The 19,176-nt window shown below is 48.4% G+C and carries 21 protein-coding genes and 1 tRNA gene; 7 read left to right on the top strand and 15 right to left on the bottom strand.

All coding sequences use genetic code 11. The features are described 5' to 3' along the window. Window positions 1–6 precede the first annotated feature (6 nt). The 7 genes from hscB to trmJ form a co-directional block, all read right to left on the bottom strand. Window positions 7–549: a Fe-S protein assembly co-chaperone HscB gene (hscB, locus tag ACOMG9_RS14795; protein WP_494529023.1), complete on the bottom strand. Its 543-nt coding sequence runs from the start codon at window positions 547–549 to the stop codon at window positions 7–9. Window positions 550–755: 206 nt separating this feature from the next. Further along, the gene (iscA, locus tag ACOMG9_RS14800; protein WP_494529024.1) at window positions 756–1,067 is read right to left on the bottom strand and encodes an iron-sulfur cluster assembly protein IscA; all 312 of its coding nucleotides are present in this window, start codon (window positions 1,065–1,067) and stop codon (window positions 756–758) included. Window positions 1,068–1,133: 66 nt separating this feature from the next. Continuing rightward, the gene (gene iscU / locus ACOMG9_RS14805; RefSeq protein ID WP_422134237.1) at window positions 1,134–1,520 is read right to left on the bottom strand and encodes a Fe-S cluster assembly scaffold IscU; all 387 of its coding nucleotides are present in this window, start codon (window positions 1,518–1,520) and stop codon (window positions 1,134–1,136) included. A gap of 27 nt (window positions 1,521–1,547) precedes the next feature. Continuing rightward, on the bottom strand, window positions 1,548–2,762 hold the full coding sequence (locus ACOMG9_RS14810) for an IscS subfamily cysteine desulfurase (protein WP_422134238.1): 1,215 nt from the start codon (window positions 2,760–2,762) through the stop codon (window positions 1,548–1,550). An 84-nt stretch (window positions 2,763–2,846) separates the two neighbouring features. Beyond that, window positions 2,847–3,323 carry a Fe-S cluster assembly transcriptional regulator IscR gene (iscR, locus tag ACOMG9_RS14815; RefSeq protein ID WP_422134239.1) on the bottom strand — a complete coding sequence of 159 codons (477 nt, stop codon included), beginning with the start codon at window positions 3,321–3,323 and terminating at the stop codon, window positions 2,847–2,849. 402 nt (window positions 3,324–3,725) lie between these two features. Then, a complete protein-coding gene (cysE, locus tag ACOMG9_RS14820; RefSeq protein WP_422475667.1) occupies window positions 3,726–4,532 on the bottom strand; it encodes a serine O-acetyltransferase in 807 nt (268 codons plus the stop codon). Window positions 4,533–4,587: 55 nt separating this feature from the next. Then, entirely contained in the window at window positions 4,588–5,388 is an 801-nt protein-coding gene (gene trmJ / locus ACOMG9_RS14825) for a tRNA (cytosine(32)/uridine(32)-2'-O)-methyltransferase TrmJ (protein WP_494529025.1), read from the bottom strand. A 411-nt stretch (window positions 5,389–5,799) separates the two neighbouring features. Here trmJ and ACOMG9_RS14830 point away from each other — a divergent pair, with 411 nt between their 5' ends. Further along, window positions 5,800–6,615, top strand: a complete 816-nt coding sequence (locus tag ACOMG9_RS14830; protein ID WP_448217446.1) for an inositol monophosphatase family protein — start codon at window positions 5,800–5,802, stop codon at window positions 6,613–6,615. A 49-nt stretch (window positions 6,616–6,664) separates the two neighbouring features. Here the strand turns inward: ACOMG9_RS14830 and ACOMG9_RS14835 are convergent, their stop codons facing one another. From ACOMG9_RS14835 to queA, 6 genes are all read right to left on the bottom strand, one after another. Further along, a complete protein-coding gene (locus ACOMG9_RS14835; RefSeq protein WP_448217447.1) occupies window positions 6,665–7,204 on the bottom strand; it encodes a hydrolase in 540 nt (179 codons plus the stop codon). 200 nt (window positions 7,205–7,404) lie between these two features. Beyond that, window positions 7,405–8,355 carry a protein translocase subunit SecF gene (secF, locus tag ACOMG9_RS14840; protein ID WP_448217448.1) on the bottom strand — a complete coding sequence of 317 codons (951 nt, stop codon included), beginning with the start codon at window positions 8,353–8,355 and terminating at the stop codon, window positions 7,405–7,407. A gap of 10 nt (window positions 8,356–8,365) precedes the next feature. Then, window positions 8,366–10,228: a protein translocase subunit SecD gene (gene secD, locus ACOMG9_RS14845; RefSeq protein ID WP_448217449.1), complete on the bottom strand. Its 1,863-nt coding sequence runs from the start codon at window positions 10,226–10,228 to the stop codon at window positions 8,366–8,368. A 219-nt stretch (window positions 10,229–10,447) separates the two neighbouring features. Continuing rightward, the gene (gene yajC, locus ACOMG9_RS14850) at window positions 10,448–10,786 is read right to left on the bottom strand and encodes a preprotein translocase subunit YajC (protein ID WP_448217450.1); all 339 of its coding nucleotides are present in this window, start codon (window positions 10,784–10,786) and stop codon (window positions 10,448–10,450) included. Between the two features lie 67 nt (window positions 10,787–10,853). Beyond that, a complete protein-coding gene (gene tgt / locus ACOMG9_RS14855; RefSeq protein WP_422137121.1) occupies window positions 10,854–11,966 on the bottom strand; it encodes a tRNA guanosine(34) transglycosylase Tgt in 1,113 nt (370 codons plus the stop codon). Between the two features lie 140 nt (window positions 11,967–12,106). After that, entirely contained in the window at window positions 12,107–13,132 is a 1,026-nt protein-coding gene (queA, locus tag ACOMG9_RS14860) for a tRNA preQ1(34) S-adenosylmethionine ribosyltransferase-isomerase QueA (protein WP_448217451.1), read from the bottom strand. 294 nt (window positions 13,133–13,426) lie between these two features. Here queA and ACOMG9_RS14865 point away from each other — a divergent pair. Then, a tRNA-Leu gene (locus ACOMG9_RS14865) sits at window positions 13,427–13,513 on the top strand. Window positions 13,514–13,526: 13 nt separating this feature from the next. Here ACOMG9_RS14865 and ACOMG9_RS14870 read toward each other — a convergent pair. Together ACOMG9_RS14870 and ACOMG9_RS14875 are read right to left on the bottom strand one after the other, a co-directional pair. Then, window positions 13,527–14,039 (bottom strand): hypothetical protein, encoded by a 513-nt coding sequence (locus ACOMG9_RS14870; RefSeq protein ID WP_448217452.1) that lies wholly within the window; start codon window positions 14,037–14,039, stop codon window positions 13,527–13,529. A gap of 108 nt (window positions 14,040–14,147) precedes the next feature. Beyond that, complete coding sequence (locus tag ACOMG9_RS14875; RefSeq protein WP_448217453.1) at window positions 14,148–14,438, bottom strand: hypothetical protein; 291 nt, start codon at window positions 14,436–14,438, stop codon at window positions 14,148–14,150. A gap of 673 nt (window positions 14,439–15,111) precedes the next feature. Between ACOMG9_RS14875 and ACOMG9_RS14880 the strand changes: the two genes are divergently transcribed. From ACOMG9_RS14880 to ACOMG9_RS14900, 5 genes are all read left to right on the top strand, one after another. Continuing rightward, the gene (locus tag ACOMG9_RS14880) at window positions 15,112–15,606 is read left to right on the top strand and encodes a hypothetical protein (protein WP_494529026.1); all 495 of its coding nucleotides are present in this window, start codon (window positions 15,112–15,114) and stop codon (window positions 15,604–15,606) included. Then, on the top strand, window positions 15,603–15,887 hold the full coding sequence (locus ACOMG9_RS14885) for a hypothetical protein (protein WP_448217455.1): 285 nt from the start codon (window positions 15,603–15,605) through the stop codon (window positions 15,885–15,887). The genes ACOMG9_RS14880 and ACOMG9_RS14885 overlap by 4 nt, the downstream gene beginning before the upstream one ends. A gap of 544 nt (window positions 15,888–16,431) precedes the next feature. Beyond that, window positions 16,432–16,665, top strand: a complete 234-nt coding sequence (locus tag ACOMG9_RS14890; protein WP_448217456.1) for a hypothetical protein — start codon at window positions 16,432–16,434, stop codon at window positions 16,663–16,665. Window positions 16,666–16,925: 260 nt separating this feature from the next. Then, complete coding sequence (locus tag ACOMG9_RS14895) at window positions 16,926–18,422, top strand: DUF3375 domain-containing protein (RefSeq protein WP_494529027.1); 1,497 nt, start codon at window positions 16,926–16,928, stop codon at window positions 18,420–18,422. A 4-nt stretch (window positions 18,423–18,426) separates the two neighbouring features. After that, complete coding sequence (locus ACOMG9_RS14900; protein ID WP_448217458.1) at window positions 18,427–19,173, top strand: DUF4194 domain-containing protein; 747 nt, start codon at window positions 18,427–18,429, stop codon at window positions 19,171–19,173. Window positions 19,174–19,176 lie beyond the last annotated feature (3 nt).

Raw genomic sequence — 19,176 nt, forward strand, 5'->3', positions numbered from 1 at the left:
CGATTCTCAATCATCCAGGAGCTCGGCTTCCAGCTGTTCCAGTTCGATAGACAGCTTAACCATGAATTGCATTTTTTGAACGACAGCCGCAGCCTGCTCCAGAGAAGCCTCATCGCCCTTTTGCCAGAGAGAGGCAAATTCGTTTTGATAATCCGCTACAGATTGGTCCACCTGAGCCATCAGCCGATCCAGTTCAGACTCAGGATCCTGATGTTCACGAATTTCGCTGACAGCTTCTCTCAGCTCCATCTGCTCCATCAGGAAGGCCGTGTCCATAATCGTATTATTTTCAAGATCAACAGAATGGCCAGCCAGATCCAGTAGGTAAAGTGAGCGATTGAGGGGCAACTTCAGTGTTTCGAGCCCTTCATTAACATAGGCCGCATACTGAACCGCCAACCTTTGCTGACGCTCATCTTCCCCGGCAAACCGGTCAGGATGAACCGACTTTTGCAATTCGCGATATCGCTCGGATAACAACGCCTGATCGACCTGAAATTCGACAGGCAACTGAAACAACTCGAAAAAATTCTTGGTTAAATCGACCACGATACCGAACATTCCAAATAGGTGAAGGCCGGAATTCCATCAACAAATAAAATACCAGAAATCCCGAAACTTATTCATTACGCAGCCTTTATTACAACTCTCTCTCAATGTCAAAAAGTCTTTCACCACTCACGTGATAAAAGACTTTTTAATGCATTGTAAAAGGAACGAGGGTCGGCTGCATGGGTATCACTGTACGTCAAAGTTCAAACGTTAAAGCTCTCACCACAACCACACTCGCTGGCTGCATTGGGGTTGTTGAATTGAAAACCCTCGTTCAAACCTTCCCTGACAAAATCAAGCTCAGTGCCATCAAGGTAGACCAGACTCTTCTGATCCGAGTATATGTAGACACCCTGACTTTTAAAAGACAGCTCGTCTTTGGCAGTTTCATCCACGAACTCCAGCACATAAGCCATGCCCGAACAGCCAGAAGTTCGCACCGCTACACGAATACCGAGACCCCTGCCGCGCTTCTTCAGCTGATCCCTTACATGCCGGGCTGCGGCTTTCGTCATGGTGATCGCCATGAAATACTCCAACTCAATACATAAATCCAGCAGGTCAATGGAATATCACCAACCTTATGACCCGCCGTGTTTGGTACGATAATCGTCGATTGCAGCCTTGATTGCATCTTCAGCCAACACTGAACAGTGGATCTTCACAGGGGGAAGCGCCAACTCTTCAGCAATATCTGTGTTTCTAATTTCTGCTGCCTGATCCAGCGTCTTGCCTTTCATCCACTCTGTTGCCAGAGAGCTGGAGGCAATAGCAGAACCACATCCATAGGTTTTGAAGCGAGCATCTTCAATCACACCCTCATCGCTAACCTGAATCTGAAGACGCATTACATCACCACAGGCGGGCGCACCGACCATACCCGTACCTACCTTGTCAGATTTGTCGTCTAGTTTGCCGACATTACGGGGATTCTCGTAGTGATCGATTACTTTTTCACTGTATGCCATGATATTTTCCTCCCACCCGGTTCAATATTAGTGTGCTACCCACTGAACAGTGCTCAGATCTACGCCATCCTTGTACATATCCCAAAGAGGTGAAAGTTCACGCAGTTTTCCTACGGCCTCTCTGACCTGGGCAACGGCATGATCTACCTCTTCAGCGGTTGTGAAACGACCAAAGCTGAAACGCAGGGAACTGTGTGCCAGCTCATCGCTGACGCCCAGCGCACGCAGCACATAAGACGGTTCCAGACTGGCTGAAGTACAGGCCGACCCGGAAGAGACAGCAATATCTTTCAGAGACATAATCAGGGACTCACCTTCTACGAAGGCAAAGCTGATATTGAGATTACCGGCAACACGGTGTTCAAGACTGCCATTGACATGGACTTCTTCCATATCTGCAATACTGTTCATAAAGCGCTGACGCAGCTTCAGGCTGTGCTCGTTATCAACAGCCATCTCTTCTTTGGCGATACGACAAGCTTCACCCATGCCGACGAGCTGGTGTGTAGCAAGAGTACCTGAACGCATTCCACGCTCATGACCGCCACCATGAATTTGAGCCTCGATACGAACGCGCGGCTTACGACGCACGTACAGCACGCCCACACCTTTAGGGCCATACATTTTGTGAGCCGATAAAGACATCAGATCCACTTTGAGACTGGCCAGGTCAATAGGCAGCTTACCCGCACTCTGCGAAGCATCAACGTGGAACAAAACCTTGTTGGCTCGGGTAATTTCGCCAATGGCTGCGATATCTGTGACCACACCAATTTCATTATTGACGTGCATGAGACTGACCAGAACAGTGTCTTCACGCAATGCACTACTTACCTGCTCGGGTGTAATCATCCCCTGAGAATCTGGCTCGAGGTAAGTCACCTCATAGCCTTCACGCTCTAACTGACGACAGGCATCCAGAACCGCCTTGTGTTCAATCCTGGAAGTAATGACGTGCTTACCCTTCTTGCTGTAAAAGTGCGCTACGCCTTTAATGGCGAGATTGTCAGACTCTGTGGCACCTGAAGTCCAGACAATTTCACGGGGGTCAGCATTCAACAGATCCGCAACCTGTCTACGAGCATTTTCAACGGCTTCTTCTGCCTTCCAGCCAAATACATGTGAACGGGATGCAGGATTACCGAAATTGCCTTCAGACAACAGGCATTGACTCATCTTCTCAGCAACACGCGGATCACAGGGTGTTGTTGCTGAATAATCCAGGTATATAGGTAGTTTCATCCCGTACATCTCCAGGCGCTCGGACATTGGTGTTGTTCGAGTCACTCAAGGCTGTTTGTCCCTGCGATCAACTGCCCTCCCTCATCAAAGAAGGCTATTGATCGCGCTCTTGTTTTTCAGTCCCTGCTGCTCATCCTGACGGATCGCAACACTCTGAACTTCACGTCTGGCTACGAGTTCAGCAAGACTGATACCACTGAGGAATTCGTGGATCTGCTGGCTAAGATCATGCCAGAGGTCATGGGTAAGGCATTTAGCCCCTTTCTGGCAGGAACCACTGCCATGACATCGTGTGGCATCAACCGACTCATTAACCGCATCAATCACTTCTGCCACATAGATTTCATCAATATCACGACTCAGGCGGTAACCACCTCCGGGCCCCCGAACACTGAATACCAGGTCTCCCTTACGGAGACGAGAAAACAGCTGCTCCAGGTAGGATAGAGAGATACCCTGACGATCGGAAATATCAGCCAGTGCTATAGGCCCTTCTCCAGCATGAAGAGCCAGATCCAACATAGCGGTCACGGCATAACGCCCTTTCGTTGTTAATCGCATGCTGGCAATATCTCCGAACTAGCCGACCAGAGCCGGTGTTATCAAAAGAATCCAATCTACTGTTTTTGCTGCTTGTCCAGACAGCAGCTCTATCCTGCATACGTAATAAAACCATCACAGGATCAGTATTCGTGCGAATTATGAAATACCCTAGTAATTTAGTCAAGTATTATAAATAATAGTCCGAGAGCCCTGCTTTGACCTTAAGCCAGCCATTGCGAGGAGAGGGATTCAGAGAGGGATCAGGCGAAGTCGAGATCAAGCCAACCGAAAAAGATCATCTGAATTAAGGACCTGTTGCTCAACCATCTGGAAACGTTACTAACGAAAGCACCATTAAAAAACTCAGCGACCTGCAGGCCGACGCTATTGTATACAAGCAGCACCCCGCATCCAAGCAAATTATGGATGCGTAAGCACTTCACCCTCCGTGCCTGATTTTACGCTGGCAAAATCTTCTTTTCTTAATTCAGGCAGCTGCTTGTCACCACAATCAAGCCCACGCTCCCTGAGCGTCATACAGAGCTCTTCTATACGACTATCCACTGCCTGCATATGATCCAGCATCGCAGATATAGCGTTTGCGGTAGGATCCGGCATATCTTCTGTCACTGCATAGGCATCAAAACCTATCTTTTCCGCCATTTTCTGGCGCCGAGAATCCACTTCTTCACGCTTTTTGACGATACGCCCCGGTATGCCAACCACCGTAGCACCTTCAGGCACTTCACGAACCACCACCGAGTTGGAACCAATTTTGGCATTTGCGCCAACAATAAAGGGACCCAACACCTTGGCACCTGCACCAACCACAACTCCCTCCATAAGCGTCGGATGACGCTTACCCTGATTCGAAGGGTGATTTTTACCTCTATTCGGCGAAGTCCCTCCCAGCGTCACACCGTGATAGAGAGTCACATCGTCATGAATGATGGCCGTTTCACCGATCACCACACCCATTCCATGATCTATAAAAAAACGTCGACCAATGCTGGCACCAGGATGTATTTCTATACCAGTTAACCAGCGACTGAATGTAGACAGCGATCGGCCCAACCAGCAGAAACCGGACTTCCAGATTTTATGCGCTGCACGATGCAACAACAAAGCATGAAGCCCCGGATAGTTGGTAAGAACTTCAAAGGTGCTCCGGGCAGCCGGATCACGCACCATGACCGTTCTTATGTCTTCTTTTAAACGTTCAAACATGGGTCAATTCGTCACTTGTTTTCTGGGTGCTGTTGTTATTATTGAATGTACATTTTTACTTCTTTTGAGTCTCCTCAGCCTCTTCAGTTCTGCCGGAACAACCTGCAAACTTCCCGGTCTCTGACAAAATGCCTCTAAGGATACTCAGCTCGACGCGATCTGGACGAATGCGACCGTACATTCGCCTGAGCTTGGCCATAATCTTCTCATGACTACTGTGCTCAAGAAAGCCGATTTGAATCAGCGTCTTATATAAATGCTCATAAAAACGCTCTACATCATCCTGGGATGCCAGCTCATGGGTTCGCGGTGAAGGTAGCGGAACTTCACCCCGGGTTATAGCCAGCCATGCCATTCTCAACTCATAGGTCATAACCTGGACAGCAGCTCCGAGGTTCAGCGAGCTGAAATCCGGATTGGTCGGAACATGCACCTGAAGATGACACATCTGTAATTCTTCATTAGTCATCCCGCGATCCTCCCTGCCAAAAACCATAGCAATATTTCCTGAACTCGCTTCAGAAAGAATCTGGTTAGCGCAGGCGCGTGGATCAACGAGAGGGAGTGACACCCCTCTGACTCTGGCGCTGGTACCGACCACAAAGTGACAGTCAGCTACTGCCTCTTCCAAAGTACCCACCACGCTGGCATGAGCCAGCAGATCATCCGCTCCGGAAGCCAGCGCACTAGCCTTGTCTGAAGGAAACTCCTGCGGCTCCACCAACACCAGCTTACTAAGCCCCATGGTCTTCATAGCCCTTGCTGCCGCCCCGATATTACCGGGATGAGTGGTATTAATCAGAACAATGGAAATATTGTCGAGCACCAAAGGCTCAATTGCGACTGCGTCACTCACTGGGGGATATCTCGTTTGCACCAAAAACAAGGAGCCAGAAGCTCATTAAATGCCATAAAACTCATCCAAAATCTGTAACGGATGATTTTTATGATATATACGATCAGGCCGACGAGTTTAACCCAAACAATGACTGACAGCCACGTAAGGGAAGCTTCGATTGGCCTTAAAACCGATATAGTTAACAACCAATACCTCCATCCTGATCATCAGCGTTAAATCAGAGACTGCACACAAGCACAATGAAAGGTTTCCAGCCTTAAATAACACTGTTATACTCCAGCGCTTGTTTTCCCAGTCACTGGCCCAATACCCGGAACTTTATTTTCCGTGTAGGAAACCAGTCTGTACCAGGCTGCCGACCCCCTCGGTCAGCATTTCGATCTTTCACAGTCAGACGTAGTCCAGCCTATGCAACCCATGGTGAACATGGCCTTGCGAGCAGCTCGCTCGGCCGCCGAAATCATCCTTCACGCCCATCAAGACCTCGAGAGTCTCAAGGTGCAGGCAAAAGACCGGAACGACTTTGTCACTGAAGTCGACAGAGCTTCCGAGAAAACCATTATCGGCGCATTAAAGAAGGCGTACCCCGACCACGGATTCTTTGGTGAAGAGTCCGGTACTACTGAAGGAAAAGGTGAAGGTAAGGACTACCTCTGGATCATTGACCCACTGGATGGCACCACCAACTTCATCCGTGGCATCCCCACTTTTGCTATTTCCATCGCCTGTCAATATCGCGGCCGCATTGAACACGCTGTTGTGCTTGACCCCATTCGTGACGAAGCATTTTGCGCGAGTCGTGGACAAGGCGCCACAATGAACAGCAAACGCATTCGCGTAAGCAGTCGCAAAAGCCTTGAAGGCGCATTAATCGGGACAGGCATCCCTTTCTCCGGCAACAACCTGAACTATCTGGATGGCTACCTGAACATGATGCGCACCTTACTGGGCGATACCGCCGGCATTCGTCGCGCAGGGGCTGCTGCACTGGATCTGGCCTACGTTGCCTGCGGCCGTCTGGACGCATTCTGGGAATTCGGTCTGCAGAAATATGACATGGCAGCTGGTATACTATTAATCCAGGAAGCCGGTGGTCTGTGCAGCGATTTCAATGGCAGACACGACTTCCTGGACAAGGGACAGGTCGTTGCCGCCAACCCCAAATGCTTCAAGGAAGTACTGCAACGTATTCGCCCATTTGCCCACGAAAACATGGGACGCTGACCTCCTAGAGCCTTACCCTTGCGGGCTAAGGCTCGCTTTTTAGGCAAAGTCATTTCAACAGTTTCGCCACGTCTCGAAAAACATCACTCCCGGCGGTTTTCATCAGTTCAAACAGTGCCATTTCAACATTGGTCATCTCAACACCCTTGCGTGCCAATTTATCTAACGCCAGTCGCTTGCTGTGCTTAGATCTGGATGAAGTCGCATCAGCCACTATTTCGACTTCGTAGCCTGAAGCCATTAAATCCAGAGCCGTCTGATAGACACAAATATGAGTCTCAATACCTGCCAGTAAAATGCATGTTTTTCCAGTTGCCATCAGTGAATCCATAAACTTTTGCTGCCCACAACCACTGAATGTTGTCTTGGCTATGGGGGCCACACCCTCCAACTCATCTGCAATTTCTGGAGTCGTTCGTCCCAATTTTTCGGGCAACTGCTCCAGCCATAAAACAGGCAAATTCAGCATTCGAACCCCTTTGATCATTTTCACCAGAGCGTCATGCATTTTCTCCTGCTTATACATCAATGTGGCAAGCTTACCCTGAACATCAACAACAACCAGAGCAGTATTATTCTGACTCAGCATACTGACACCTCAACGCGGTAGTACAAACAGTTTAATAATATTTGGGACCTGAACCAAAGCCATTGCACAGATTGCTTTTTATGCAGCGTGACAAAATTTAAAATATTGAGTCAGAGCGCAAAAAAAAACCGGCCTTTATACGGCCGGTTCTTCATCAGACTGACAGGTGTATCAATAAAGAAACCTGTTAACGACAACCATCAGGGTCTGTGATCAGCGTCATCTTCCTTAACAGGAACAATCAGGTCTTCACGACTGATCTTCATGTAGATCAGCAGATTGGAGGCAATATAGATGGAGGAATATGTACCCACACCAATACCTACAATCAACGCTGTGGCAAAACCATTGATCATCTCACCACCAAACAGGTACAGCGAGAGGAGCACCATCAAGGTAGTACCCGAGGTTGCTAATGTCCGGCCCAATGTCTGAGTCAGGGAAACATTGATGATTTCATCCGCATCACCCTTCCTCAGTTTCCTGAAGTTTTCACGAATTCTGTCGTACACAATAATGGTATCGTTCAACGAGTAACCAATAACCGCCAGTATCGCCGCCAAAACGGTGAGGTCGAACTGCAATTGCATAAAGGAGAACAATCCCAGAACGATAATGGTGTCATGGGTCAACGCCAGAACGGCACCGACAGAAAATTTGAACTGAAACCGAAAAGCGATATAAAGCATAACCAGACCCAGAGCCATCAGCATCCCCAGGCCACCCTGCTCCCTCAGTCGCTCACCTACCTGAGGACCAACAAACTCTACTCGCTTGACGACAACGCTACCATCGTGATTCTGATCCAGCAGCTTGGCAATATTATGGCCCAGAGCCGGATCATCACCAGGAATACGAACCAGAATGTCACGTACAGAACCGAACTCCTGCACGACGGCGTCATTATAACCAGCCTCACCCAGCTGGTTACGAATCTCTTCCGTGTTAGCAGGCTGATCATAAACCAGCTCGATCAAGGTACCGCCGGTAAAATCCAGACCCCAGTTAATTCCTTTAGTGGCCAGGGAAGCCAGGGAGCCCAGGATCATCACAACGGAAAGAATAGTTGCGTAGGTACGCAACTTCATAAAATTAATGGTTTTATCGCTCAAGGCTGCTTTTTCGCTCAAGGCTGCTTTCTTGTCTGCCATTGTGACCACCTCAGATGCTCAGTTTCTTCAGATCACGACGTCCGCCGTACACCAGATTCACCAGTGAGCGGGTCACCATAATCGCGGTGAACATGGATGTGACGATACCGATAGACAGAGTCACAGCGAAGCCCTTGATTGGACCGGTTCCCACGGCAAAGAGAATCAGACCGACCAAAAGCGTAGTAATATTACCATCAAAAATCGATACAAAAGCACGGTCATAACCATCATGAATCGCACGCTGTACCGGACGCCCCAGCTTAATCTCCTCTCGAATACGCGAGAACACCAGCACGTTGGCATCCACCGCCATACCCAGTGTCAGAACGATACCGGCAATACCGGGCATTGTCAGGGTAGCACCAAAGATACTCATGACAGCAATCAACAGCATCAGGTTGATTGCCAGGGCAATATTTGCCAGCAAACCAAAAACCCGGTAGACCACCACCATAAACATGACGACAAGACCCAATCCCATCAGAGTGGAGTCCAACCCCATTTTGATATTCTCGGCACCCAGGCTTGGGCCGACTGTTCGCTCTTCAACAAAATACATTGGCGCCGCCAGGGAGCCAGCTCTCAGCAACAGGGCCAGCTCAGAGGCTTCACCCGAAGAATCCAGACCAGTAATACGGAACTGGTTACCCAGTGCCGACTGAATAGTAGCCAGACTGATCACTCGTTTTTCTTCACGGAAACCGGGCACTTTAACTTTGACCAGGTTTCCGTCAATTTCACGGGATTCGGTTCGAGTGACAGGCTTCTGCTCAATAAAGATGACCGCCATGCTGCGCCCGACATTATTCCGCGTGGCGTTATTCATCTTCTTGCCACCGGTACTGTCCAGACTAATATTTACCTGAGGCTGACCACTTTCGGTATCAAAGTTCGACTGAGCACTGGAAACTCGCTCACCGGTGATAATTATGTCGCGCTCCAGGTTAACAGTACGCCCCTGGTAATTAAAAGCCTCCGAATTACTGCGGGAAGCATTTGGCAGCGCCTCAAGACGAAACTCGAGGTTAGCGGTTTTACCGAGAATACGCTTGGCTTCTGCGGTGTCCTGAACACCCGGAAGCTCAACAACAATGCTATTACGCCCCTGACGCTGCACCAGAGGTTCAGAAACACCCAACTCGTTAACACGGTTACGAACAGTCGTCAGGTTTTGCTTGACCGCATAATCCTCCAGTTCACGAATATACTGTTCGGAGTAGCGATAGGAAACAGCATAACGCTCCCCCAGGTCTTCAGCCTCTACCAGCAAATCAGGAAACTCGCGCTTGATCAGACGCTCTGCCTTGTCACGGGTTGCTTCATCCAGGAATGCCAGCTGACGGGCACCGTCAACACGATCAGGCATAGTGCGATAGCGCAACCTTTCCTTTCGAAGCAGTGTACGAATTTCAGTATTGGAAATATCCAGCTTGGTCTTAACAGCCCGATCCGTATCCACCTCCAGCTGGAAATGCACACCGCCAGACAAATCGAGACCCAGCTTCATGGGGTAGGCGCCCATGGATGTCAGCCATTCTGGTGTCGTCGGAGCCAGATTGAGCGCTACGATGTAGTCATCGCCCAGGGCATCCTTAATCACCGATTTAGCCAACTGCTGCTGATCAGCATGCTTCAGTCGAATCAACAAGGCATCGTTATTATTATCACTGGCCTTAACCTCAATATTGGCCTCAGCAAGCGCTTTTTGTGCCTTATCCTGCACACCAGCATTGATGGTTTCAGATGAACTGGCGCCCGATATCTGAATAGCAGGGTCATCGGGGTACAAGTTGGGCAGAGCGTACACAAAGCCAAGGGCAACGACGATTGCAATCAGCAGGTACTTCCACAGCGGATATCGATTGAGCATGGCCCACCGGTTCCTGTTCTAAATTTTAAATGCCTGGATCAGAAGCCTGTTCAAGGAACAAAACTCTCCCTGATGCTCAGGCAAAGTCCGTTTCTCCAGAAATAACCGGAAACCATCCTCGATTCCCGGTCACGCTTTTTATCTTGAAAAAATTTTTCATCATCAACGATTCAGAAAAACAATTTCCACAGCTCATGGCTGTTCATTAGCTCATAGCTATCACTGAATAGCTTTAATAGTGCCCTTGGGCAGAGAAGCAGCTACTGAAGATTTTTGGAAATTCAGTTCGATGTTCTCAGCAACCTTCAAGGTAATAAACTCATCGGTAGTGTTTACGACCTTACCAACGATACCACCAGTGGTCACGACCTCATCCCCCTTTGACAGATTGCTGAGCAGGTTTTTGTGCTCCTTGGCCCGCTTGGACTGTGGGCGCCAGATCAGCAGCCAGAAAATCAGGACAAAACCACCCAGCATGATCAGCTGACCGTACATGCCAGGACCCGCTGGGACTGCTCCAGCTGCTTCAGCAAATGCCGGACTGATGAATGGGATCATTCAAATGCTCCTTAAAACAATACACAGTTAAATTCCGTTAGATCAAAAACAGGATCCTACCGACCAATTAAAGTACCGGCACTGCCTGACCACGCTTTCGGTAGAACTCTTCGACAAAGTCGTCCAATTTACCTTGTTCAATGGCGTCTCGCAAACCTGCCATGACCCTCTGGTAGTAGCGAAGATTGTGGATTGTATTGAGCATACAGCCCAGGATCTCGCCACATTTGTCCAGATGATGCAGATAGGAGCGACTGAAATTCTGGCAAGTATAGCAGTCGCAACCCTCTTCCAATGACCGGTTATCCCGCTTATGAACGGCATTACGAATTTTAATGACACCTTCGTCTACAAAAAGATGGCCGTTGCGGGCATTTCGGGTCGGCATCACACAGTCAAACATATCCACACCACGGCGTACGGCTTCAACAATATCTTCCGGCTTGCCTACGCCCATCAGGTAACGTGGATAACCTTCGGGCACCTTGTTGGTAATATGCGACAGAATACGCATCATATCCGCCTTGGTCTCACCCACAGATAGACCGCCAATGGCATAACCATCGAAGCCAATCTCGGTCAACCCTTCCAGAGAACGATCGCGCAGATGCTCAAACATGCCGCCCTGGATAATTCCAAACAGAGCCGAAGGACTGTCGCCATGAGCCTGTTTGGAGCGCTTGGCCCAACGAAGGGACAACTCCATGGACGCTTCTGCTTCCTTTTCAGAAGCCTCGCCATCGGTACACTCGTCAAAGATCATCACAATATCTGAACCCAGCTCACGCTGAACCTGCATAGAGACTTCCGGGCTCAGGAATACAGGAGAACCATCCACAGGCGACTTGAAAGAAACACCTTCTTCAGTGATCTTGCGCAATTTGCCCAGACTGAAAACCTGAAAACCACCCGAGTCGGTCAGAATCGGCCCCTGCCATTGATTAAAATCGTGCAGATCCCCATGCTCACGGATAATTTCAGTGCCGGGACGCAACATCAGATGGAAAGTATTCCCGAGAATAATCTCCGCGCCGGTGTCGGCAATATCCCTGGGCATCATGCCTTTAACGGTGCCATAGGTACCAACGGGCATAAAACAGGGCGTTTCAACCGTGCCACGGGGAAAGGTCAGCCGTCCACGTCGAGCTTCACCATCAGTGGCGAGCTCCTGGAACTGCATGAAGCACTCTTCTCTACTCATGAGCCTCTCAATTCAGACGACACAGCAGACTGCATTCATCCGAGTCATATCTAAAATAAAATCAAGTTTAAGGTGGGAACGGATCCGTTTTTTTCAAGCCCGACGACCGGCTTTCATATTCAGGCTTTGCGGGTCAGCCACATGGCATCGCCATAACTGAAGAATCGATAGCCTTCTTTCACCGCCTCGTTATAAGCCCGAAGTATGGCGTCTTTGCCTGAAAAGGCACTGACCAGCATCAGCAATGTTGACTGTGGAAGGTGGAAGTTCGTGATCATTGCATCTACAGAACGGAATTCATAACCCGGGAAAATAAAGATATCGGTATCACCGAAGAAGGGTTTGATTTCCCCATCTCTGGACGCTGACTCCAGGGAACGTACCGATGTAGTCCCTACAGCCACAACTTTGCCACCCCGGGCACGAGCGGCATTGACTGCTTCGCAGACTTCTTCCGGCACCTCTATGTACTCAGAATGCATTTCATGGTCGGCGATATGCTCAACCCGCACTGGCTGAAAAGTGCCAGAGCCTACGTGTAAAGTAACAAAAGCCTGCTCAACACCTTTATCTTTCAGGCGTTGTAACATGGCTTCGTCAAAATGCAGGCCGGCCGTTGGCGCTGCCACAGCACCGTCTTTTTGAGCAAACACCGTCTGGTACCTCAGACGATCCGCACTACCATCTTCACGGTCGATGTAGGGAGGAAGCGGCATATGACCATGCTCTTGTAACTGAGGCAGCACGGGCATATCAAAGTCAATGAGAAACAGAGCCCCCTGCCGACCTGTCACTTCTGCTTGCACACAACCATCAGCCAGAAAGATACGGCTGCCGGGCTTAGGCGCTTTACTGGAACGTATGTGCGCTAAAACTTTTCGTTCTTCCAAAACACGTTCTATCAAAACTTCCAGTTTACCACCGGTCTCCTTTTGGCCAAACAGCCTCGCAGGAATCACCCGGGTGTTGTTCATAACCAGTAGATCGCCGGGCTCCAGAAGACTTTCTACATCGGCAAACTGCCCATGGGTAATGGTTTCTGTCGGACCATCAAGCCGCAACAGACGACTACCGGTTCGTTCCCTGGCAGGAAACCGGGCAATCTGTTCGTCGGGCAGCTCAAAATCAAAATCACTGACGCGCATAGTGGGTGTGTGACCTGGTACTTGAAAACTAAACAGCCTTAGACAGCTCAACCGATTCGAATCACGAGTACGGGCAAACAGGGCCATTTCTCAAAAAAGCAGGATAATATACTGTAAAACTCCAACTCTGTCAGGCGACATTCTATGCACTTTGGTTTCAGTTACTACGTAAGGAAGAAAAAATAATCAGAAATACCGAATACCAGCTCTCAGGGCAAAACGGCTGTTGAAAACGATTCGGGCTTATGTATACTACGCCACATCTTCTCGGGACAGCCCAGTCCTGAAAACAGTGCCGGTGTGATGGAATTGGTAGACATAGGGGATTCAAAATCCCCCGCCTTTGCGGGCGTGGCGGTTCGAGTCCGCCCACCGGTACCAGAAGTGACCGCATTCATACACTGGTTTCAACAGTGTTACGTTTTATCGTATCAATGTATTGTCTCAGCTCTTCTATTTTATGTTCAATGATTACTCTTTCACTAGGGAGTTCGTTGCCATAATGAATAAGATGGCCAATTATCATATGTGCCAGGCCTCTCATCATATCTGCATCAATCTTTGACCAGTCCTGGTTGAGGGGGTGAGAGAGTGTTTCATCAACAACTTTTAGCAAATCATGGAACTTGGTTGTAAAGTAACCATGATGATTAGAGTCGAGAGACCTCAAGAAAGCTTCGATTTCTCTACGCATCTGTTTGACCCGATCCCCACAAAACAAAGCAACGCTTCTTTCCTGAAGAAGACACCCTGCATTTTCTGGCCAACGTTGAGAAAGTTCATTGCCAATATCACTGGGTTTAACCTCCTTGTTATCATCAAAAGCACGGACGACTTCTTCATCATCTGTTGGCGGCAGACTGCTTAATGCTGAAGTTGTAGCACTGGTTCGAGGTATGTTGTTCATTCCTTTTTTCCTGTTTTTGATTGTATAAATTAGAGATTTTCTAAACTCTGTTGTTTCGACCAATAAATCAGAAAATAGTTCAAATGACCTACTGGATGGACCAGAAAACTACATGAGGTTCTTGGATTTATACGTTTCAATCAGTAATTTAATGTTATTATACTTCCAATAGTCATTACCAATATGGAGCTTTGTTGGCTCAATTCCATGGTCACCTGTAAACTTAATAATCGTTTCACCATTTCCCCACTGCATTTCAACCTTGCGATCCTTTGAACCGCCCAAAGGATGAGCATTAAATCCAGAACCTGATATGGTTGGGAGAATTTCGATGCGGCCTTTCAACAATTCTTTAAAATCCAGACATCCGACAACTGTCTTTTTAAGATAGCTATCCACTTTCAGATGTACAGAAGGGTGATGTAATTTTTCCAGACGAGCTATCCTTGCCGCTCTGACTATGTCGTGGCCAAAATAGAGAGGTGGTGCTTCATGCTTGAAAATACTAAAGCCTCCGACATCGGAATAGCCCTCTCGATTAGAATGCTCTTCATGCCCAATGGGTTTCTGTATTGAAGGCTGGATGTCCTGATTTTGACGCGGACTCCCGGACCAGGCTGGAGATGAGCCAGCACAGTTCGGCGGACTGCTGTTGTGTCAGGAGTCTTGCGGGAGGCGGAATTGCCAAGAATACTCCGTAATTGATGGTTCATATTCTCCAGCTCAATCGAATGGCTCAGCTGCTGATAATAGAAGCCGGCCTGGTTATTCTGGCTCTAGCAGCCTGTCGGACTTAAGACTGTCCTACTGCGGTTGCAATAAATTGGTCTAAAAATCTCTGTTTCTTCGTCAAATAGCTCGCTATTCTCCTCAGAAACAGAGATTTTTATCCTCAATTTCTTGCAATCCTCGCTACGGACGCTTAAGTCCGACAGGCTGCTAGATTCTTTAGATGTTCAGTAATTTCTTGAGCATTCAGGTGGGTCACTTGAACTATTTTCTGATTTGTTGGTCAAAATATATATGTGTTAGAAAATCTCAAATTTATACGCTTACAAAGAGGAGAACAGGAATGATTAGCTTATTTCGAACCAATACTCCACCTCAAGAAGTGGATGCACCCCAGTCAACTGCTGAAGAAGCCGGACATGCTTTTGCTGGTAGCATGGGGGTTAAAACCAGTGATATTAGTAATAAACTTTCTCAATGCTGGCCAGAAAACAGGGGGTATTGTCTTCGGTCTTTTCAGGAAAGAACCGTTAGTTTGTATTACGGGGATCATGTTAATCAGATGATGAAGCAGGCTCCTGGTTGTCTATCACTGAGCCTCGATGAAGTGCTGCAAGTCGCTAATGACATACTCACCCATCCCCTCAACAATAACTGGTCAAAAGGCGATAAAGTCACAATTCAAGCTGTGACATACTGTACATTGGCACATCTTCCTGGGTACAAAGAAAAATTCCCTAGTGAAAGAGAAGCCATTGAACAAAAAATCTCCGAGCTGAGACAATACCTTGATACGCTGGATAGATATGATACAGGGTGGGAACTGGAGGACGAATGAATGATATTTATGAAGTGCAAAATCAGGACACCCAGCCATCAACCTTGAAATCCATTCGCCATGAAGGGCATTCCGATCTCCGGGGCTTTACAGTTAACAAACATAGAAAATCGCCTTGCTCTTTCAACTTCAAAGGTGCAAAGATAGCTCGTTTGGAAAAAATACATCACCCTTCTGTGCACCTGAAATTGGATGCCAGCGATGTAAAAAAGAAAATTGTCGAATGTCTGGTTTTTAAAGATTTGTTGAAATGCCACATCAATATTATCCCAACCTCATAAGGTGTTGGAGTTAATTTTATTCCCTTGGCCAGTTCAAAGCATGGCAGGGTTAAAATGGAATCGGAAAATGGAGAAACGATCATTACGTTTACAGGTGATCTTGGATCTAATTCAATAAAGCTCCATGTTGGTAATGACTATTGGAAACATAATAATATTAATGAACTGATTGGGAAGTATGAATCCATGAACCTCATGTAGTGTTCTGGCTACCGTTCAAGACACCCTGAATTATGACGGAACAATTATGTGCCCCGTTTGGTATCAATGATCTGGTCATTTTCAAAGGATTGATAAGTCATATCACCAGCTGACTGATGACGTAAGAAAGCTTTGTTTGATGAATAGGTATACATGCGATCAAAATTAGCCTACTTGACAGTTTTATACGGGCCAAGAAACCGGAATTAGTGCCAGTGATGCACAGATTGATATTGAAAAACTGCTTTCCCAGTTTCATGTCTGTCTGGGTGTCAGGTGTCTCTGTACCATCTCTCAAAGTCTGCTATTCTGGTGGCTCATTCAATAAAAATGGGTAGTACCTATGTCGCTAGAGGCAAGAGTTACCAGGCTTGAGCAAAAGGTTGAACACCTTGAGTATGCCTTTCGAGAAAACAACAAAATTCTTGAAACTACTCACGGGGTGGTCTCTCTGATCCTCAATGAACAACGGGAGAAGTTCAAAGCGGTTGATGAGAAGTTCAAAGCGGTTGATCGTCGTTTCGACAAGAGCGAAGAACTTCTGATCCAGATCGTGAACCACCTGGCCAGCAAGTAACACGCCACTTAACAACAAAACCCAGTGGATTGCCTGTCGGCAACCACTGATTTAAAGGATATGGGGAGCGAATCCCGAGAACCTGCAAACCTTGTTGAAAAACTCCGCATCAAAATTCAGGGCTTTTGTTAGCAACCATCGTCAAGGAAAGGGAAAGGACATATCAAGACGATGAGCTTTTTAAAAAGTTCTGTAGTCCGATAATATCGCCAACTATTATAAAATCAGCCCCTATTCCAGCACCTGACGGGACTACAAAAATGCCCTCCCCCGATAGTAAACTCAGCAACGACCTAGTGCTGGCCCGCAACCAGAATCCAGCCTGGCAGCTGCTGGCATCCCGACGTGGCCCCTTGATGATCAGTTGCCTTAAGACTCTGTTCGAGCAGGAACGGGAGGCAGTATCAGAAGAAGAAGCCCTCCACCTTCTGGCCGAAATTCTCAGTCAGTTTGTCAATCACGATGAGTTCGATATCGATACCGAAGACTTTCTGTTGTTAGCCAAAAAGGAAATGAGAGAGTGGCGTCGACGCAAGCTGATCGTAGAACGGGAAGGTCAGCTGTTTGCTACGGATGCCCTGCAACAGGCCATGGAGTTTATTGACGGCATGGATAACCGCATTATGACGTCTACTGCTTCCCGTCTGGCCACCGTTCAACGGGAGATCGATAATCTTGAAGCCAAGCTCAACCCCGATCAGAAAAGTCGGGCAAATGCACTGAAACGACAGATCGATGCACTGCAACAGGAGCTGGAACGGGTTAATCGTGGTGAATTTAAAGTGCTTGACGGGCCATCTGCAGTAGAAAATATACGGGAAGTTTATAACCTGGCCATGACACTGAAGTCGGACTTTCGCAGAGTTGAAGATTCCTATCGGGAGACAGATCGTCACCTCCGCCAATCCATTATCAGTGAACAGCACCACCGGGGAGAGATCGTCGACCGCCTGCTCGATAACCACGACCATCTCCTGAACACACCCGAAGGCCAGGTTTTCCAGGGCTTTTATCAGCAGCTAAGCCACTCGGTTGAGCTGGAGAATATGAAGCATCAATTACGGAGTATTCTTGGCAGTGCCCCCTGCCGCAAGGCCCTGACACAACAACAGTCCGCCGAACTGCGCTGGCTCACCTCCAGTCTGGTCCGGGAGTCCGAATATGTAATTCGTGCCAGAGCCCGCAGCGAACGCGATGTGAAAGGTTTTCTGAAATCCGGACTGGCAGCCGAGCACCATCGTGTGGGCCAACTGCTGAATGACATTATGGAAAGCGCATTGAATCTGGATTGGCAGAACCAGAAATTACGACGCGCCCCCGCGCCATTCAAGCCGCTGGCTATCCCCTTATCCGGACTGCCTCTGATTGAACGACTGACGTTCAAGTCCCTTGAGCGGCTGGAATCCCGGGAGCTATTGCTCACTCAAGGTGCCGTCGATCTGAATGAGCTGGACGATGATTTCTGGGACGCCTTTGATGGTCTGGACAGAGAAGCCCTTCTGGAACAGACCATTGCCCTGTTAAAGCGCCGGGGCACCCCCATGACCATCGCCGAGCTGGCAGAACACCTGCCCCCGACCCACGACCTGGAAACCCTGGCACTCTGGTTAAGCATGGCCAGGGAAGCGGAACTGATTATTGATCAGGATGAGGAGCAACTGGATATTCAGGACCGCGATGGACATTGGCTCCGATTCTATCTGCCAAAAGCTAATTTGGAAGAGGAAACCCTGTCCGCCATTAATTGGGAGCTGTAAAGCTATGAGCGATTTTTTTGACCAACTGATTGCTTCCGGGACGCAGAAACAGCAGCCCCCGGCAGATGCTCCAGAAGACCAGTCCTCCAGCCAGCAGCATGAAAGCTCAACCACAATAACGGCTAAAAACATAAAGAAGGCTGTACAGGAGCTGATGAAATTCGGTTATCTTGAAGCCAGCCGTCGACCCAATCTCTATCAACAGTCCGTTGTCTCCCGGGAGCAGATCAATCAAATTCTGGAACCTCTGGATCTGAAACTCACCATTGATGATATCCGTGGCCTTGCATTTCTGGTGGTTAGCGACCTGTGGCAAAACCAGGAAGAAGACGGGGCAGACAGTGATGAATGGACACATCCACTGGTCAGGCGACAACGGATTACTATGGAACAATCACTCCTGATCGCCATACTTCGACAACAGTATATCGCCCATGAACAAGAAGCCGGGATTGGTGCCAGTGATGCACGGGTTGATATTGAAGAACTGCTTTCCCAGCTTCAGGTCTACCTGGGTGATATGGGGAGCGACTCCCGTGAACGCAAGCGGCTGGATAATCTGCTGGACAAGCTCTCCATCCACGGACTGGTTTCAGTAGACGACAAACAGCAAACAGTAGCCATCCGACCCATCATCACACATCTGGCGAATCCTGAGAGCCTGCAAACCTTGTTGAACCACTTCAAGCAATCACACAGTCCGTCTGATGACGTTTCCACAACCATTGTCCGTGATGAGGCAGAGCAGTAAGCC

It is taken from the genome of Endozoicomonas sp. PH6C (assembly GCF_059322965.1).

What these genes read in the sequence shown, in the direction of transcription:
- ACOMG9_RS14895 (WP_494529027.1), top strand. Translation starts at nt 16,926, where the DNA reads ATGCCCTCCCCCGATAGTAAACTCAGCAACGACCTAGTGCTGGCCCGC.
- secF (WP_448217448.1), bottom strand. Translation starts at nt 8,355, where the DNA reads ATGGCAGACAAGAAAGCAGCCTTGAGCGAAAAAGCAGCCTTGAGCGAT.
- ACOMG9_RS14830 (WP_448217446.1), top strand. Translation starts at nt 5,800, where the DNA reads ATGCAACCCATGGTGAACATGGCCTTGCGAGCAGCTCGCTCGGCCGCC.
- iscA (WP_494529024.1), bottom strand. Translation starts at nt 1,067, where the DNA reads ATGACGAAAGCCGCAGCCCGGCATGTAAGGGATCAGCTGAAGAAGCGC.
- ACOMG9_RS14870 (WP_448217452.1), bottom strand. Translation starts at nt 14,039, where the DNA reads ATGAACAACATACCTCGAACCAGTGCTACAACTTCAGCATTAAGCAGT.
- tgt (WP_422137121.1), bottom strand. Translation starts at nt 11,966, where the DNA reads ATGCAGTTCCAGGAGCTCGCCACTGATGGTGAAGCTCGACGTGGACGG.
- ACOMG9_RS14885 (WP_448217455.1), top strand. Translation starts at nt 15,603, where the DNA reads ATGAATGATATTTATGAAGTGCAAAATCAGGACACCCAGCCATCAACC.
- iscR (WP_422134239.1), bottom strand. Translation starts at nt 3,323, where the DNA reads ATGCGATTAACAACGAAAGGGCGTTATGCCGTGACCGCTATGTTGGAT.
- cysE (WP_422475667.1), bottom strand. Translation starts at nt 4,532, where the DNA reads ATGTTTGAACGTTTAAAAGAAGACATAAGAACGGTCATGGTGCGTGAT.
- ACOMG9_RS14835 (WP_448217447.1), bottom strand. Translation starts at nt 7,204, where the DNA reads ATGCTGAGTCAGAATAATACTGCTCTGGTTGTTGTTGATGTTCAGGGT.
- yajC (WP_448217450.1), bottom strand. Translation starts at nt 10,786, where the DNA reads ATGATCCCATTCATCAGTCCGGCATTTGCTGAAGCAGCTGGAGCAGTC.
- queA (WP_448217451.1), bottom strand. Translation starts at nt 13,132, where the DNA reads ATGCGCGTCAGTGATTTTGATTTTGAGCTGCCCGACGAACAGATTGCC.
- secD (WP_448217449.1), bottom strand. Translation starts at nt 10,228, where the DNA reads ATGCTCAATCGATATCCGCTGTGGAAGTACCTGCTGATTGCAATCGTC.
- iscU (WP_422134237.1), bottom strand. Translation starts at nt 1,520, where the DNA reads ATGGCATACAGTGAAAAAGTAATCGATCACTACGAGAATCCCCGTAAT.
- ACOMG9_RS14900 (WP_448217458.1), top strand. Translation starts at nt 18,427, where the DNA reads ATGAGCGATTTTTTTGACCAACTGATTGCTTCCGGGACGCAGAAACAG.
- ACOMG9_RS14810 (WP_422134238.1), bottom strand. Translation starts at nt 2,762, where the DNA reads ATGAAACTACCTATATACCTGGATTATTCAGCAACAACACCCTGTGAT.
- ACOMG9_RS14880 (WP_494529026.1), top strand. Translation starts at nt 15,112, where the DNA reads ATGATTAGCTTATTTCGAACCAATACTCCACCTCAAGAAGTGGATGCA.
- ACOMG9_RS14890 (WP_448217456.1), top strand. Translation starts at nt 16,432, where the DNA reads ATGTCGCTAGAGGCAAGAGTTACCAGGCTTGAGCAAAAGGTTGAACAC.